Source organism: Anatilimnocola aquadivae (assembly GCF_049819085.1).
Classification (GTDB): domain Bacteria; phylum Planctomycetota; class Planctomycetia; order Pirellulales; family Pirellulaceae; genus Anatilimnocola.
In genome coordinates this window covers 4,395,009-4,410,093 of the sequence record NZ_CP187419.1, presented here as the reverse complement: position 1 = coordinate 4,410,093, position 15,085 = coordinate 4,395,009, and the positions used below count along the sequence as shown (strand labels likewise).

The window sequence follows — 15,085 nt, the reverse complement described above, 5'->3', positions numbered from 1 at the left end:
GCCTGACCGCCAAGTTGCGGTATGATGGGTCTGTTATCAACCCACCCAGGCGAGTCCCCCGCGTGAGACCTTCGGCCCAGCCCGAGCCTCGACTTTCGATCAGCCCCGGCGATGTAACACTCGATGCGCCGTCGGGTTCCAGTTTGGACGGCAGCGAACAAGTGTGCCGGCTCAACCTGCGCGACGGCAACAGCACGGCTGTCCGTTCGGAGGTGACGCATCTGCTGCGCTCGCGCCTGCGGTCGGCGGCGTTGCTCATTTTCGCAGCCCTGGCGGTGTTTCTCGTCTGGCATACGTTTTCGTTCGATCGCTGGGATCGGGCGATTTATGTGATCAACTACGGGGCCCATATTCTGGCCACGCTGGTGCTTGGCTCGCTCGGGTTTCTGCTTTGCACGCGGCGAGATTTCAGCCTGTCGGAACTGCGTTGGATCGAGATTGCGACGTTCTTTGTGCCGGCGGTATTTTTCGCGACCCTGCATTACAGTCGGGCGACGTTCTTTGCGGAAAGCTACGGCATGCATCCCGATGTGGCCGCAGCGTGGCTGTTGCCGATTTATATCTACGCCCTGTTCATTCCCAACACCTGGCAGCGGGCCGCGGTTTTCATCGGCGTTCTTTCGGGGCTACCGGTGCTGCTGATTGCCCTGTCGGCTCTGACGCATACCCAAAGCGCCGAAGTGCTCTACGAGCAGTGGGACGCCGTCGTCGTCACCGTGCTGGTGATGGCGATTGCCGCCGTCAGTTCGGTGTGGGGTGTGCATACGATCAATACCCTCCGCAGCGAGGTTTATCAGGCCAAGCGGTTGGGGCAATATCAGCTGAAGCAATTGATCGGCAGCGGCGGCATGGGCGAAGTCTATTTGGCCGAACATCAACTGATGAAGCGACCGTGCGCCATCAAAGTCATTCGCCCCGAGAAAGCAGGCGATCCCAAAGTGCTCGCCCGCTTCGAACGCGAGGTGCAAGCGACGGCCCGACTCTCGCACTGGAACACCATCGACATTTTCGACTACGGCCGCGCCGATGACGGCACGTTCTACTACGTCATGGAATACCTGCCCGGCATGAACCTGTCGGAACTGGTCCGTCGCTATGGGCCGCTGCCTGCGGGTCGGGCGATCTATCTTATTCGTCAGGCCTGCGATGCTCTGCAGGAAGCGCACGACCTGGGACTGGTGCACCGCGATATCAAACCGGCCAACATTTTCGCGGCCTCGCGGGGCGGTGTTTGCGACGTCGTGAAACTTCTCGACTTCGGCCTCGCCAAACCACTGACCGATCTCAACGCCGCTCACATTACCGCCGATGGCACCATCACTGGTTCGCCCCTGTTCATGTCACCCGAGCAGGCGACCGGCGATACGGAGCCCGATTCGCGCAGCGATGTGTATTCGCTCGGTGCTGTGCTCTATTACTTGCTGACCGGCAAGCCTCCATTCGAGGACGACAAGCCGCTGAAGATCATGTTCAAGCATGCTCACGAACCGGCCCCTCGCCCTTCGCTGTTACGGTCTGATCTTTCCGGCGACCTGGAAGCCATCGTGCTGCGGTGCCTGGAAAAGAAGTCGGGCGAGCGGTTTCAATCGGCAGCCGACCTGGCCACAGCCCTCGAGCAATGCCTCGACGCTCAAGGCTGGACCCGCACGCTGGCCCGCGATTGGTGGCACGAAAAAGAAGTCCCCATTGAGCGAATTCCCGAGATGAGCGCCTAAGCTTGAACGCCCCTGCTGCTGCGAGGCACCGCCCGCTAACCGCGATGCTTGTTGCCTAGCAGCGGATCGCCGCATTTCAAGGGAATCCGCCGTTTGACACATTGTCATGTAGAAACATTCCGATATTATGACATGTAGAAGGAAACGAGCATGAATGCCAAAACAAAAAAGAAACTCATCAGCTTGGAAGCACTCGGCCAGGCGGCGGAGTGCTTGCGGACATTGGCCCATCCGCATCGTTTGCGGATGGTGCAGATGATGCTGCAAGGACGGCACGCGGTGGGAGAATTAGCCGAGGCGTGTGAGATCGCCAGCCCCATGGCATCCGAGCACCTGCGGTTGATGCAACGCTGTGGGCTTCTGCAGGCACAGAAGGAAGGACGCTTTGTGTATTACTCGGTCGCCGAGCCGCACTTAGCCAACATCATGGAGTGCATTGAAGCGCGGTTCGGGAACGAGACTAAGGCGTAGAGTAGTTTTTTTTGCGATAATATGTCGGAAGATTGCGATACGTTTGATTAAATCAGCTCATAAAGGAAGCCAACATGTCCCACACAATCACTCCCAGCGAACTTGCCAGCCTTCGTCAGGCAGGCAAACCAATTGAATTGATCGATGTCCGCACGCCAGCGGAATTCCGCGAGGTTCACGTTGAGTTTGCCCGCAACGTGCCGCTCGATCGGCTTGATCCGCAGGCAATCCGAGCGGGTCGAAGCAACGATCAGGCTCTGTACGTCATTTGCCGCTCAGGCGCGCGTGGAAAGCAGGCTTGCGAGAAGCTGCAAGCCGCCGGCATTTCCAATGCTGTTAACGTCGAAGGAGGCACGCTGGCCTGCGAGACTGCTGGTTTGCCGCTTGTGCGTGGCAAGAAGTCGATTTCACTGGAACGCCAAGTACGAATCGCGGCAGGCTCACTGGCGTTCGTCGGCGGGGTGCTTGCCGTCACTGTGCATCCGTACTTCGCTGGTCTTTCCGCATTCGTGGGCGCTGGCCTCATGTTTGCTGGCATTACCGATACCTGCGGCATGGCGATGATCCTCGCCCGCATGCCCTGGAATCAGGTTGGCAAGGAAGCCGGCGGCGCGAGTTGCAAAATCTGATCGATGCGCGCGGTGAGCAGTTTCGCACACGTCGTCACCAACCAAGCACACCTTTAAGGACCCATGCAATGAAACTCAAGCAATATTATCTCGGTTGCCTGTCACACGCGTCGTATCTGATCACCGACGAAAAGACGAACACGGCGGTCGTGGTTGATCCGCAACGCGATGTGGAGCAATACATTGCCGACGCCGCCGCCGTCTCTTGCGAAATCAAACACGTCTTCCTGACCCATTTCCACGCCGACTTCCTCGCCGGACATATCGAACTGCGAGATAAGTGCGGAGCGGAAATTTACCTCGGCCGGCGCGCAGAAGCCGAATTCAAGGCGACCAAGGTCAAGGACGGTGACCGAATCGAGTTCGGTGATGTGCGTTTGGAGATCCTGGAAACCCCTGGCCATACTCCCGAAGGGATTTCGATTCTTGTCTATGACCTTGCCAAGAGTAAGGATAAGCCATTCGCGGTGCTAACTGGCGATACGCTGTTCATTGGCGATGTCGGTCGGCCAGACCTGTTGGCTTCGATCGGAGTGACCGCCGACGAACTGTCGGACATGCTATACCACTCTCTAACCAACAAACTGATGAAGTTGCCAGACGAAACACTCGTCTATCCTGCTCACGGCGCTGGGTCGATGTGCGGCAAGAACTTGAGCAAGGACACGGTCTCCACCATCGGAGAACAGAAGAAGTTTAACTATGCCTTGCAGCCGATGAGCCGTGAGGAATTCAAACAGATTGTCACCGAAGAGCAACCGGAAGCCCCGAGCTATTTCGTTCACGATGCGATCTTGAATCGGCAGGAACGCCCGAGCCTGGACGCAACTCTGTCGGAGTCGCTCAATGCTCTCTCGGTCGACGAAGTCGTAAGACTTCAGCACCAGGGCGCGCAGTTGCTCGACGTGCGCGAGGCAATCGACTTTGAAGGAGCGCACCTGGCTGGCGCAATTAATATCGGCATTCAGGGAAAATACGCGACCTGGTGCGGAACGGTGCTCGACCAAAAGCGTCCGATCATCGTCATTGCGGAAAATGGCAAAGAGGAAGAGGCGGTAACTCGCTTGGGCCGAATCGGCTTCGACAATGTGACGGGGTATCTACGCGATGGAATGGATGCACTCCGAAACCAGCCAGAATTGGTGGCCAAGATCGAACGGATCACTGCCGTCGCGCTCGCCGAGCAGCTAGATACCCCCGCTGCACCGACGGTGGTAGACGTGCGCAGCGAAAAAGAGTGGGCCGCTGGTCATATCACACACAGCGTCAACATTCCCTTGAACCACCTCCGCGATCGCGCAGCAGAGATCGACAAGACTCATCCGGTCGTCGTCCATTGCGAAGGAGGTTATCGGTCGGCCATCGCGGCCAGCGTCCTCGCGCAGTTGGGGCGAGGCGATGTGCTCGACATGGTCGGCGGCTACAAAGCTTGGGCTGCCTCGAAACTACCTGTGCAAGTCGAAGCGACGACTAGCACAGGAGCCTAACGCAGCTCGGTCACGTCGAAAGGAGATTCCATGTCACTCCTCACCCTGTTTTTTGGAGCCTTGGTGGGATTCTCCCTCGGGCTAACCGGGGGAGGAGGAGCGATCTTCGCTGTACCGTTGTTGGTGTATGGACTGGGCGTACCTGCGCGAGAAGCGGTGGGCGTTTCGCTATTGACCGTGGGGAGCACCGCGCTGGTTGGCTTCGTGCAGCGAGCTTGGCGTGGCATGGTCGAGTTCCCAACGGGCTTACTGTTCGCGGTGGCGGGAATGATCGGAGCGCCGCTCGGCTCGTGGCTGGCGGACAAAATCCCGGAGGCAATCCTGCTGGCGATGTTTGCGCTATTGATGCTCTTCGTGGCGCTGCGAATGTGGCTCAAGGCCAGGGATTCTGTCGCTCGTTTGCCGATTCTCGCGGATGACAACGCGGGGCCAACCTGCCGGCGCGATCCCGAAGGAAAGCTGCGACTGACCTCACAATGTGCAATGCTCCTGGGCATCGTCGGCTTGGGCGCTGGAGTACTTTCTGGGATGTTTGGGGTTGGCGGAGGATTTATCATCGTTCCGGCACTGGTGATGTTCAGTGGCATGGGAATGCAGCGGGCGATCGGTACTTCGCTGCTGGTCATCACCTTGATCAGTGCTTCGGGCACGACCAGTCATCTCCTCGCTGGCAAGGATCTTTCCTTGACGACCGCGGGGGTGTTTACCGGCGGGAGCATTGCCGGGCTATTTGCCGGCAGCGCGCTGGCTCAACGACTGGCGGGGCCGCATCTGCAGAAAGTGTTCGCGGCGGCGATTGTGATTGTCGCGATTTATGTGATCTTTCGTTCGGTTTGGCATTAGGAGCAACTCATGCGTGGCTTGGCATTGATTCTGGCAGGACTGGCTTCCGTGGCAACTCTGGGGGTTATCGCAGAGGGGCCCGTCTTTCACTTTCCTCAGGTCAAAACGTATGGCGGCATCGCCCCGGTACCCAACGCGGCGGAAGCACCACGGCGCGGCGCCAAGATCATCTTCGACATCACCGCGGACAGTAAACCCGACGAGGTCAATAAGGGCCTCGAAAGTGTGGCCCGCTATTTGAACCTCAATGCCGATGCAGGCCTTAAACCAGCCGACGCGAAACTGGCTCTTGTACTGCATGGCGCAGCAACCAAGGCAGCGCTCGGCGACGCAGCTTATGAAAAGCACACGGCTGCTGGCAAGAATCCGAACCTAGCGTTAGTTCGCGAATTGAAGGCCTGTGGAGTGGAGGTCTTTGTATGCGGCCAGTCGCTAGCCCGGAACAAATTCACCTCTGCCGAAGTCGCCAGCGAGTTTTCTGTCGCCGTCTCCGCGATGACCGTCAACACCAACAAACAGCTCGACGGCTATGCCTATTTATTCATCCACTAAATGTTTTGCTTGTTGGTGTGCTTGCATCGCTTCCCGGCTAGCGCAGTTTCAGGCCAAGAATTGCGAGATCGGCCCCTTCTGATCAAGATTGAACTTGGCGATGCCGGTGTCGAGCTCGCCGTAGTGGGGAATGGGATTCCCGAAGGCATTGAGCAGCGTGGTGTACCAGTTGCCGAGCGTCTTGTGCCCGGGCTGGCCATAATTCGGCAGGCGGATGTAGCGGCGGGCAATGTTTAAAGGGGAGTTGCGGCCGGAGAGAACGACAAAGGGAAACTCCAGCCCGAGGCTGTGATGCGTTTCGCCGCTGTCCGGGAAGTAGAACAGCATCGTGTTGTCGAACATCGTCCCGTCCCCTTCGCGCACACTCTTCAGTCGCGTGACGATCCGATCGACGAGCGTCATGTGGTATTGCTCACTGCGGGCGCGGACCTCTTCGGCCGCAATGCCGCCGATCATTTTGCCGTGACCGATGTCGTGCATGTTCACCTTCTCAGTTTCCAGGCCGGGAATTCCCGTGTAGTGATGACCGAGTTCATCCACTGTGAAAGCGACGACATTCGTCAAACCAGAGATAAGTGCCGCGAGTAACACTTCCGTATGACCAGCCTGCCGGTCGAGCGTCGTCATGTCGTCATTCAAGTACTTTTCTGCCAACTGAGGAGTATGCTGGCGCAAGACTTCCTTCATGAGATCGACTTTTTGCATTCGACCTTGAACAGCGGTCACGGCGTCGGAGTAGTTCTTGATCTTCGGTTGTTCGGTGCCGACGGCAGTCGGGAGCCGATCACCCTCGTTGCGGGCAACGAACTCCAATACCTTGCGCTCGAGCTGATACTTAATCTGTTCCGCTGGATTGGTCGAAACCGACTTGAACATCTCACGGAGCGCCACCTGTGGTGACCCGAACGCATAGTTGGGCTGCTGCGGGCCGCGGGCCGAAAATCCTTGTGCGATGCCGTTGAGACTGCCGCGCGGATTACCGCCGTCGAGCGGAAAGCAGGCGAGTTCGATGTGTTCGAGCGGCGAAGGGAATAGTTTGGCCAACTCGAAATCGACCGTGGCCCAACGAATGGAGCTGACCCGTTCGTTGGCTTTGAAGACGCCCAGCGACGAGCACCAGGAGTGATGCCCCGTCGTACACATTTTTCCCGATAGCCCCTGCAGAAGCGTGAGGTGTTCTTTGTGCGCTGTCAGCGGGCTCAGCCAGTGGGGCAATTCGTGCTTATCCAGATCAACGTCGAACGCGGCCTTTTGCTGTTCTTTCTCGACGAGGTCTTTCGAGAAGGTCGGTGGGACCAACACGCGCGGGAAAAGGCCGTTACCGCGATGCATGAAGATGAACCTCATCGGCGGCTTCGCAGCAGCAGGTGCGGCGAGTATTGCCTGCGGCAATAATGCCAGGGCCCCGGTTCCCAGCAATGCGTGCTGGTTGAACTGTCGGCGAGTGGTTGTCATGGCTGTGCGTCCTTGATTGCTTTGCGATAGATGAAGGAATCGGAAGTCAGCAGCGACAGCACGACGGCTCGGAAGCTGCCGCCACTGGAGACATAGGCCCGATCTGCGTCGAGCAACGTTTGCGAATCCGACGGCATTTCATTGCGTCCCAGGAAGAAGCGAAACGCGTGACGGATGATCGACTGTCGGACGCGATCGGATTGCGCAAGTCGGTCGATCATTTCGAATGCGTTCTGCACTTCGCCATCCAGTTTTGCATCGCCCGTGCCGCTTAGAGCGCCGGTCGAGTCGATTGGACTGGTCTGGTAAATATCCGCAGAGTCTTTGCCATTACCCTTGCGGATCAAGTTCTCCGGATGCTCGCGACTTTCCTCCGTCCGAAACCGGCCGAAGTCGTCGAAGCTCTCCAAAGGCAGTCCTAACGGATTCATGTGCTGGTGGCATTTCCAGCATTCCGCTTTGTGAGTTACAGCTTCGACGCGCTCTCGCAGCGTTTTGTGGGGATCATCTGGGACCTGAGCATCAACAGTGATCGGCACATCCGGAACTCGCCCCGCCAGCAGCTTCTCGCGAATCCAGCGTCCCCGTCGGATCGGATCGGTGTGAAAATTGCTGGAGTGTGCAATCAGCCAGGCGGGATGCGTCAGCAGTCCCTTGCGGTTGGCGATCTGAAAGGGCTGCGCGATCGGATAGTCCCAGTACTGTGGTTTGTCCCGTGGTTCCTTGTACCGTTCAGTCTCAACTCCGATGTAGCGCTCCCGGGTGGGAAGCGGCGGCAGGCTATAGCTTGGCGAGTGCGTGTAGGAATAGCCGTGCGTGAACGGTCCGCGTGTAAACGGCGTGGTTCCCCGACCGAACGTGTCTTGAAAGTAGTACATGTAAGATAGAAACGACCGCTTCTGCTTCCACAACTCTTTCTCGCGCCCGTCGAGAATCTTCGCGGCGGTCAGCAGCTTGAGATGCTCGCTCATCACGCGCTCCGGCTCCGTTTTCCACGGAGTGTCTTGGAGCGTTTCGTAGATCTGCTTCCACTCGGCAATGCAAGCCTGCCCCGCTTTGGTGTCCAAGTTGTGATAGACGAAAAACTGATCCGTCGTCAGCAGCGATTCAAAGACTTGTCGGTCTCGGTCAAGACACCAAATGACCAATTCGTCTGCTTCGTGAACCAACCAGCCCGGAGTACCCGTGTGTCCGCGATCGGGGTTCTGATAGTAGCCACCGCTGCGAGGACTGTCTTTGAACACCTTGAGCGCACCGGTGTAGCCAAAGAACTCGCGGAAAAACCGCACGAGCTTCGGGTGAGAAGTGACGTGCGACTGGATGTGCTTGCCGTTGAGCGACGGATCGACCGGGCCTCGAAAATAGTTTTGATTCGCGAGTAGCCGCGTGACCTCTCGGTGATAATCTTCGCGAGTGAGTAGCCGCCCCTCGTCGGCCGCCTTGAGTAAAGTTGCATCGGGGCCGCGATCTCCCAGAGCGTACGAAATCGCGAAACTTGCCTCGCGCGGGGACAGTGAAACGCGACCGTGCTGATCCGGTTCGCCGGCTCCAAATTCCAGTCGATAGAGAAATTCCGATTCCAGCAGCACGGTCACCAGCATCTGCTGAAGTCCCGTTGTGTTGCCGCCGAGTTGGATTGCGTCGCGAGTGAGTGCCAGATACTTTCGCAATTCATCGTCAGTCGCGGGGCGTTGCAGCACGCAAGCGAACTGGGTTTGAATCGCACTGACGATCTCCGCATCGGTGGGCGTGTCAGTTTTGAGGATAATCGCTTCCAAAGCCGCGGGAGTTGATTTGGGATACCAGCGGTCGCGGGCATTTTCGAACTGATCCGCTGCCAACTCCCCCTTTTTCACGCGGGCGGCGCGAATTTGTTTCTCGGAAATCCATTGGGCGTTGCCCAGCATCACGAGCAGAGTGCCGCCGTCGAGCGTGCCTTGGTCGTAATAACGCACGCCGGACTGATCGGGCAACACAAACGGATTGGTCACGCCGACGAAGCCTTGCAGCCGGAAGTTGTCGCGCTCGCGTCCCTGCAACTGAAAAATATCTAGCACGCGTTCGTTGAAAATCTGCGGGCTCACGAGCCAACGACGGGCGGGTGTGTAAGCAGCATCCTTTACCGCTCCGCTAAAGAGCAAGTCATGGTCGACGTAATTTCCATAGGCCGGATAACGAAGTTTCTCATCAAGCTTCGAAGCTCCGTGCTTGCGGAGCTCTGCTCGCAACCAGTTCACGAGCGGCGCACGCTCGGCGTCTGTCAGTTGGCGAGCATCGGCGGGCGGCATCGTACGATAGAACAACTGATCCTGAACCCTGTTCAGCAGATCCAGTTGTCCGTCGAGACTCAGTGTTGCCAAATCGCTGAGATTCACTTCGCCTTCGCTGGTCTCCTTGCCATGACAATCCGCGCAGTGCCGCAATAGCACTTGGCTTACCTGTGTTGGAATTGCGATGGCTCTCACAGCGGGCTGCGCAAACGCCGGTAACCAGCTTGTTGCCAACCAACCAACGACAAGCAGCACCGGAATTCGCATTCGATTATTCGGCATTCGGGTCGACCCTACGATGGAGTTCGCGTTTTTGTCATTTTGAATTATATTGGCAGATAAGATTGTTTCGCCGACAAAAGAACATGTTTTGACGACAGGTGTTTTCGTGCCAAAAACCCGCCGCGTCGCGATCATGCTCGACTTGCGCTGGCCGCTTAAGCGTCATGCGAGCATCTTTGCCGGTACGCAGCGGTATGCCGATGAGCAGGGCTGGGAATCGATCATTGATGAGTACGTTGCCGAGCATTTGCTGGAGCAACCGAAGAGCGTTCGACTGTACGACGGTGTGATCGGCCGAGTGAACGCCAAACTCGCCGGCCTGAGACAGCGATTCGATCTACCCATGGTCAATACTTGGTTTAGTTCTCCCGTTCGTAGCGAACTGCCGGGGGTTTTCCATAATCCGATCGCCGTGGGGCGATTAGAGGCCGAGCACCTACTGGCCCGCGGCTTGCGCCAATTTGCAGTGCTAACTCGCAAAGATCAGGCCCAGCTGCAAGCCGCTGCCGCGTTTCGCGACGTTGCGGCGGAGGCTGGCTTTCCCTGCGCCATCGAACGACTGCCACTTGTACCAAGTCGCAACCACCAGTCGTGGCAGCGAACGGAAAAGCAAATCGATGCCTGGATGGATCATTGGCAACTGCCGATTGGCGTTTCAATCTGTACGGAAATGATGGGGCGGCTGGTAGTTCAATTGTGCCATCGCCGCGGTTGGCGCGTGCCTAGCGATGTCGCAATTCTGGCCGGCATGAACGAGGAGTCGCTTTGTAATCACCCCCGGCCTTCTCTTAGCAGCGTCGAGATTGGCTACGAGCGCATCGGCTATGAGGCAGCCCACTTACTCGATCACCTAATGGACGAACGCGAGTCGAGGACCAGGCGATCCAGGCAACACGGCGCGCGACCTCGCGATTCAGTATCACAGCACATCTTGTTGCCTCCCCAAGCTTTGATTGTTCGCGAGTCAACGGACTTTTACGCAGTGGAAGACGAGTTGGTGGCCAGGGCACTGCAGTTCATCGCTGCGAACAGTCATCGCGATATCAACTGCAGCGAGGTTGCTAAGTCACTGCATGTGCATTCGCGCACGTTGCAACGCCGCTTTCGGCGAGTTGTCGATTGGCCCATCGCGGACGAGATCCGTCGCGTTCGTATCGAACGGGCGAAACGGGAACTGACGCAATCAGACCGCAGCATCGCCAAGATTGCCCAAGACGTTGGCTTCGGAGAGCGAATGCGACTGTACGAGGTCTTTCGCCGCGAAGTCGGCATCACCCCAAGCAGCTATCGCAAACAACGGCGTCTGGAAAACTCAACGTAAGGCCAGTATCGCACCGTGTGTCGAGCAACGCCAAAAACCCATTGAAAATAGCCTGGATGGTTCGCGTGGTTGCTTTCTTCTACTTGGCAGGCTTGAGCCAGCCGAGCGAGACAAGGAAACGCTCGACTTCCTCCAGCGTTTTCTGCTTGAAATCGTCGCTATTGAAAAATCCGTGTTTCTGTCCGTCATAGCCGTGCAGTTCGCAGCGATTGGCCAGCGACTTCATCTTTGCGGTGAACACTTCGGCGGAAGCGTAGGGGACGGTGGTGTCTTCGCGACCGTGGAAGATGATCGTGGGTGGACCGTTTCGAGTGATGTGATGCACGGGCGAGAGGTTTTCTGGCTTGGATCCCATTCGCTCTTCGGGAACGCGGGTACCAAAGCCCTCTGCATCGAAACCCTCGATCGGAGCCAACACGAGAGCGGGATTGAAGAGCACGAGCGCGTTCGGTGTCGCGCTGATGTTTTTGTCTTCCTTCGGTTCATCGAAATTGGTGATGAACGCGGTGCTTGCCGCCAGGTGTCCCCCGGCTGAACCACCGCCGGCAGCAATCCGCTGTGGATCGATGCCCAACTGACTGGCATGGGAGCGGATCCAGCGAATAGCCGAGCGTGCATCGGCCAGGCATTGCGTTGGTTTGACGCCATGCCGGCTTTCGACTCGATAGTCTGCCGTAATGGCAACCATGCCGCGCTCCGCTAGTCGCCAGCATTGCGTTTCAAATTGCTGTGGTGAACCACTCTTCCAGCCACCGCCAAAGAAGAACACGATTGCTGGCGCATCTTTGGCAGCGGCTGGGCTGAAGATGTAGAGCTTGAGCTTCGTGTCGCCGATGGTCTTGTATGTTTCGACGCGGCAGCCTTCCATCTGGGGTGGATAAGACCGGCCGGCGCGGTTTTTGGCAGGCTCTTGCGCAGCGGCCGTAGTCACTGCGGCAGCAAAGATCAGAGCAATGACAATTCGTGTCAACATGGATTGGTCTCCAGGTGGCTTGTTTGGCTGAGAGCTGTTTATCCATCGGCAACTTGCGTTGAAACAGCACCACGGTGGATTGCCTAAAACAACCCAGCCCACTTTACAACAGATCCGCGAGCTTTTCGTCCTTCCTGAGAAAAACGTCCGACTTCGCGGCGTGCGAAATCGCCAGCACGGCTGGGTTCTTGATCCGGCGTTCGACCGAAATGGCGTAGTATCGCTCGCGGACCTGGTCGATGCGGCCGACGACCTTCACAGAGTATTGTCGGCAGACTTCCGCTTCAATTGCGGAGGGCGCTGGAAAGAGACCAATTCCTTCTTGCCCGAAGACCTTCATCAACGCGGTATCCTGAAACTCAGCGGCAATGATCGGATGAATTTGCTGTTCGTCCAGCCATTGGTCCAGCGCTCGGCGTGGCAACGACTGTGTGCCGGGAAGTAGCAGCGGTGCTCCAGTTAGGGACTGTGGGAATCCTTTTCGATAGGCACGGCTTAGCTTCGCTGTGCCAAAAATGGTGACGCCGCATTCACCCAGCAAGTGGCTGAAGGCCTTGATTGGACTACCGGGGCTAAGCGGAGCATCACTGAGGATGACATCGAGCTCGAACGTGGCGAGCCCTTTTAACAAATCCTCAAAATGCCCTTCGCGACAGACTAATTTCACCGCTTCGGGCAACTTGAGTGCTGGCAAGACGAGGCGATAAACCATTAGTTTTGCAAGCACGTCGGAAACACCGATCGAGAGTCGATGCGGTCGCCCCGTGGGTCTGCCCCGCGCGACTTCGGCCAGTTCGTTGCCGAGCATGAAGATCTCGTCCGCATAACGCTTGATCGTGCGACCAAGCTCGGTCAATTGCAGCCCTCGCCCTTTGCGCTCGAATAGCTCGCCTCCCAGACTGCGTTCGAGTTGCTGCAGCTGCAAGGATATCGTCGGCTGCGAAAGGTGCAGCACTTCGCAAGCGCGAACAATGCTACCCTCTCGCGCGACCACCCAAAAATAGTGTAAGTGATGGTAGTTCAGCCACGGAGCGGACATATAGAAATTTCCAATGACTCACCGCCAATATTATCTGTTTGTCTAAGTTTAGGATTTATCCGAAGATTGCACCATTCGGCTCCACGGGTTCTCCCCAAGAGAGCGATTATTTTCGGGCGGGTTGGTCGGTTTATTCTGGCTGATTCGCGTTTCTGGCGGGAAACACGCAGTTAGAAAAGCACAACGGGGATCAGCCGCTCATGGGCTCGCCAGCATCACCAGCAGCACACCATTTGACCCCATTTCGGCGTTTGCTGTCGTTGCTCCGTCCGGAGGCGACGGACATCGCCGTCGTTGTTCTCTTTTCACTCGTGATTGGCATTCTGTCGTTGGCCACGCCGATCACGGTAGAAGCACTGGTAAACACCGTTGCGTTTGGACGGTACCTGCAGCCTTTGTTTGTCCTGGCCTTAATGCTCTTCACGTTCCTCGGCTTCGCGGCAATTCTCAAAGGACTGCAGACCTACATCGCTGAAGTTATTCAGCGGCGAATCTTTGTCCGCGTTGTGGCGTATTTGGCCGATCGGCTGCCCCGCGTCAACCACGAAGCGTTTACCAAAGGACATGGGCCGGAACTGTTAAATCGCTTTTTTGAAGTGATCACGGTACAGAAGTCGGCAGCGCTGCTGGTGCTCGATGGCATCACCATCGTGATTACGGGCGTAGTCGGCATGGTGGTGCTGGCGTTCTACCATCCGTTTTTGCTGGGGTTCAACCTCTTCTTAGTCGGTGCAGTGCTCTTCGCCATCTTCGCACTCGGTCGGGGCGCAGTCGACTCTGCGATCGATGAGTCCTACAAGAAATATGCAGTTGCTGCGTGGTTACAGCAATTGGCTCTGTACCCGACGACGTTCAAACTAGCGGGGGGACTGCCTCAGGCAATGGAGAAGGCCGACGAGCTAACGGTTGCTTACCTTGAAGCGCGCCAGTCGCATTTTCATGTTTTGTTTCGACAGATCATCTTCACCCTCGGCTTGCAGGCAATTGCTGCGGCCTGCTTGTTGGGCATCGGTGGCTTCCTGGTAATCAATGGGCAATTGACGTTGGGACAACTCGTGGCATCCGAACTGATCGTCGCAGTTGTGGTGGGTTCGTTTGCCAAGTTGGGCAAGCACATGGAGAGCTACTACGACCTGCTTGCTGCCTGCGACAAGCTAGGTCATTTGTTCGATCTCCCCACCGAACGCCTGGAGGGGCTAACGCCACCACGACAGAACTTGGGAGCGAGAGTGCAGTTCCAATGCGTGGAACTTGAACTAGGCGCGGCTCAGCATTCTCCCCCACTGACCATGATCATCGAAGCCGGTGAACGGGTGGCTCTCACTGGGCCCCCGGGTAGCGGGAAAAGTTCCATTCTGGAGATACTTTACGCCCTAAAAGAGCCAGCGCATGGATACGTCGAATTCGACTCCCTCGACTTGCGGTCCGTCGCGCCGCCGCGGTTGCGAGAACAAGTCGCCCTTGTCCAATCGATTGAACTTATTGAGGGAACGATTGCCGAAAACGTGCACCTGCACCGCGACAGCGTTACCCACCAGCAGGTTCGCAATGCGCTAGAAGCGGTCGGATTGTGGAACGAAATTATGGCTCTGACAGGAGGCCTTGAGACTCGCGTGCCGTTGGGTGGCGGAACACTATCGAACAGCCAGGCAATCCGGTTGATGATTGCCAGGGCGATTGCGGGCCAACCAAGATTGATCCTCATCGATTCGATTCTGGATCAGCTTTCCGAAATGCATTTGCGATTTGTATTTGACGCTGTTGCGAAGGCCGAGCGGTCGTGCACGGTGGTTCTTGTCACCAGCCGCGAGAGTCTGTTTGAACTCTGTGACCGCACGATTCCACTTCAGCCTGTGATAGATCCTGACTCTCTCGGCAACAACAGGCTGTTGCCGTCTCCGCAGTCGTTGCCCCGCCTTAATCTTGTTTCTCTATAGCGATCCAGACATGGCTGCGACTATCCACTCCACAGTTAATTCATTTGCTCATCTGCGGTCGATGCGACTCGTCCGCCCATCGATCGGCGCCAGGGCGTTAGCGGTACTACT

The 15,085-nt window shown here is 57.1% G+C and carries 12 protein-coding genes; 8 read left to right on the top strand and 4 right to left on the bottom strand.

The annotated features are described in order from the left end of the window. Positions 1-62 precede the first annotated feature (62 nt). From NA78x_RS17560 to NA78x_RS17535, 6 genes are all read left to right on the top strand, one after another. Positions 63-1,715: a serine/threonine protein kinase gene (locus NA78x_RS17560; RefSeq protein ID WP_425613672.1), complete on the top strand. Its 1,653-nt coding sequence runs from the start codon at positions 63-65 to the stop codon at positions 1,713-1,715. A 150-nt stretch (positions 1,716-1,865) separates the two neighbouring features. Further along, positions 1,866-2,186 carry an ArsR/SmtB family transcription factor gene (locus NA78x_RS17555; protein ID WP_425613671.1) on the top strand — a complete coding sequence of 107 codons (321 nt, stop codon included), beginning with the start codon at positions 1,866-1,868 and terminating at the stop codon, positions 2,184-2,186. Between the two features lie 74 nt (positions 2,187-2,260). Further along, on the top strand, positions 2,261-2,815 hold the full coding sequence (locus NA78x_RS17550) for a rhodanese-like domain-containing protein (RefSeq protein ID WP_425613670.1): 555 nt from the start codon (positions 2,261-2,263) through the stop codon (positions 2,813-2,815). A gap of 68 nt (positions 2,816-2,883) precedes the next feature. Next, positions 2,884-4,302 (top strand): MBL fold metallo-hydrolase, encoded by a 1,419-nt coding sequence (locus tag NA78x_RS17545; protein WP_425613669.1) that lies wholly within the window; start codon positions 2,884-2,886, stop codon positions 4,300-4,302. Positions 4,303-4,332: 30 nt separating this feature from the next. Then, positions 4,333-5,145 (top strand): sulfite exporter TauE/SafE family protein, encoded by an 813-nt coding sequence (locus NA78x_RS17540; RefSeq protein WP_425613668.1) that lies wholly within the window; start codon positions 4,333-4,335, stop codon positions 5,143-5,145. A 9-nt stretch (positions 5,146-5,154) separates the two neighbouring features. Next, positions 5,155-5,697 carry a DsrE family protein gene (locus tag NA78x_RS17535; protein WP_425613667.1) on the top strand — a complete coding sequence of 181 codons (543 nt, stop codon included), beginning with the start codon at positions 5,155-5,157 and terminating at the stop codon, positions 5,695-5,697. A 48-nt stretch (positions 5,698-5,745) separates the two neighbouring features. Here NA78x_RS17535 and NA78x_RS17530 read toward each other — a convergent pair whose 3' ends face one another. Then, positions 5,746-7,152: a DUF1552 domain-containing protein gene (locus NA78x_RS17530; protein ID WP_425613666.1), complete on the bottom strand. Its 1,407-nt coding sequence runs from the start codon at positions 7,150-7,152 to the stop codon at positions 5,746-5,748. Further along, on the bottom strand, positions 7,149-9,704 hold the full coding sequence (locus NA78x_RS17525; RefSeq protein ID WP_425613665.1) for a DUF1588 domain-containing protein: 2,556 nt from the start codon (positions 9,702-9,704) through the stop codon (positions 7,149-7,151). The genes NA78x_RS17530 and NA78x_RS17525 overlap by 4 nt, the downstream gene beginning before the upstream one ends. A 106-nt stretch (positions 9,705-9,810) precedes the next feature. Here NA78x_RS17525 and NA78x_RS17520 point away from each other — a divergent pair, with 106 nt between their 5' ends. Beyond that, a complete protein-coding gene (locus tag NA78x_RS17520; RefSeq protein ID WP_425613664.1) occupies positions 9,811-11,025 on the top strand; it encodes a substrate-binding domain-containing protein in 1,215 nt (404 codons plus the stop codon). 79 nt (positions 11,026-11,104) lie between these two features. On the opposite strand, the gene NA78x_RS17515 is transcribed toward NA78x_RS17520, so the two are convergent. Next, positions 11,105-11,998 carry an alpha/beta hydrolase gene (locus NA78x_RS17515; RefSeq protein ID WP_425613663.1) on the bottom strand — a complete coding sequence of 298 codons (894 nt, stop codon included), beginning with the start codon at positions 11,996-11,998 and terminating at the stop codon, positions 11,105-11,107. 103 nt (positions 11,999-12,101) lie between these two features. Continuing rightward, the gene (gene nhaR / locus NA78x_RS17510) at positions 12,102-13,037 is read right to left on the bottom strand and encodes a transcriptional activator NhaR (protein WP_425613662.1); all 936 of its coding nucleotides are present in this window, start codon (positions 13,035-13,037) and stop codon (positions 12,102-12,104) included. Positions 13,038-13,270: 233 nt separating this feature from the next. Here nhaR and NA78x_RS17505 point away from each other — a divergent pair, with 233 nt between their 5' ends. Beyond that, positions 13,271-14,974 (top strand): peptidase domain-containing ABC transporter, encoded by a 1,704-nt coding sequence (locus tag NA78x_RS17505; RefSeq protein WP_425613661.1) that lies wholly within the window; start codon positions 13,271-13,273, stop codon positions 14,972-14,974. The last annotated feature ends 111 nt before the right edge of the window (positions 14,975-15,085 follow it).

Bases quoted from the DNA above. Each gene is read 5' to 3' on its own strand.
- NA78x_RS17555 (WP_425613671.1), top strand. From the start codon at position 1,866: ATGAATGCCAAAACAAAAAAGAAACTCATCAGCTTGGAAGCACTCGGC.
- NA78x_RS17550 (WP_425613670.1), top strand. From the start codon at position 2,261: ATGTCCCACACAATCACTCCCAGCGAACTTGCCAGCCTTCGTCAGGCA.
- NA78x_RS17545 (WP_425613669.1), top strand. From the start codon at position 2,884: ATGAAACTCAAGCAATATTATCTCGGTTGCCTGTCACACGCGTCGTAT.
- NA78x_RS17540 (WP_425613668.1), top strand. From the start codon at position 4,333: ATGTCACTCCTCACCCTGTTTTTTGGAGCCTTGGTGGGATTCTCCCTC.
- NA78x_RS17535 (WP_425613667.1), top strand. From the start codon at position 5,155: ATGCGTGGCTTGGCATTGATTCTGGCAGGACTGGCTTCCGTGGCAACT.
- NA78x_RS17530 (WP_425613666.1), bottom strand. From the start codon at position 7,152: ATGACAACCACTCGCCGACAGTTCAACCAGCACGCATTGCTGGGAACC.
- NA78x_RS17525 (WP_425613665.1), bottom strand. From the start codon at position 9,704: ATGCCGAATAATCGAATGCGAATTCCGGTGCTGCTTGTCGTTGGTTGG.
- NA78x_RS17515 (WP_425613663.1), bottom strand. From the start codon at position 11,998: ATGTTGACACGAATTGTCATTGCTCTGATCTTTGCTGCCGCAGTGACT.
- nhaR (WP_425613662.1), bottom strand. From the start codon at position 13,037: ATGTCCGCTCCGTGGCTGAACTACCATCACTTACACTATTTTTGGGTG.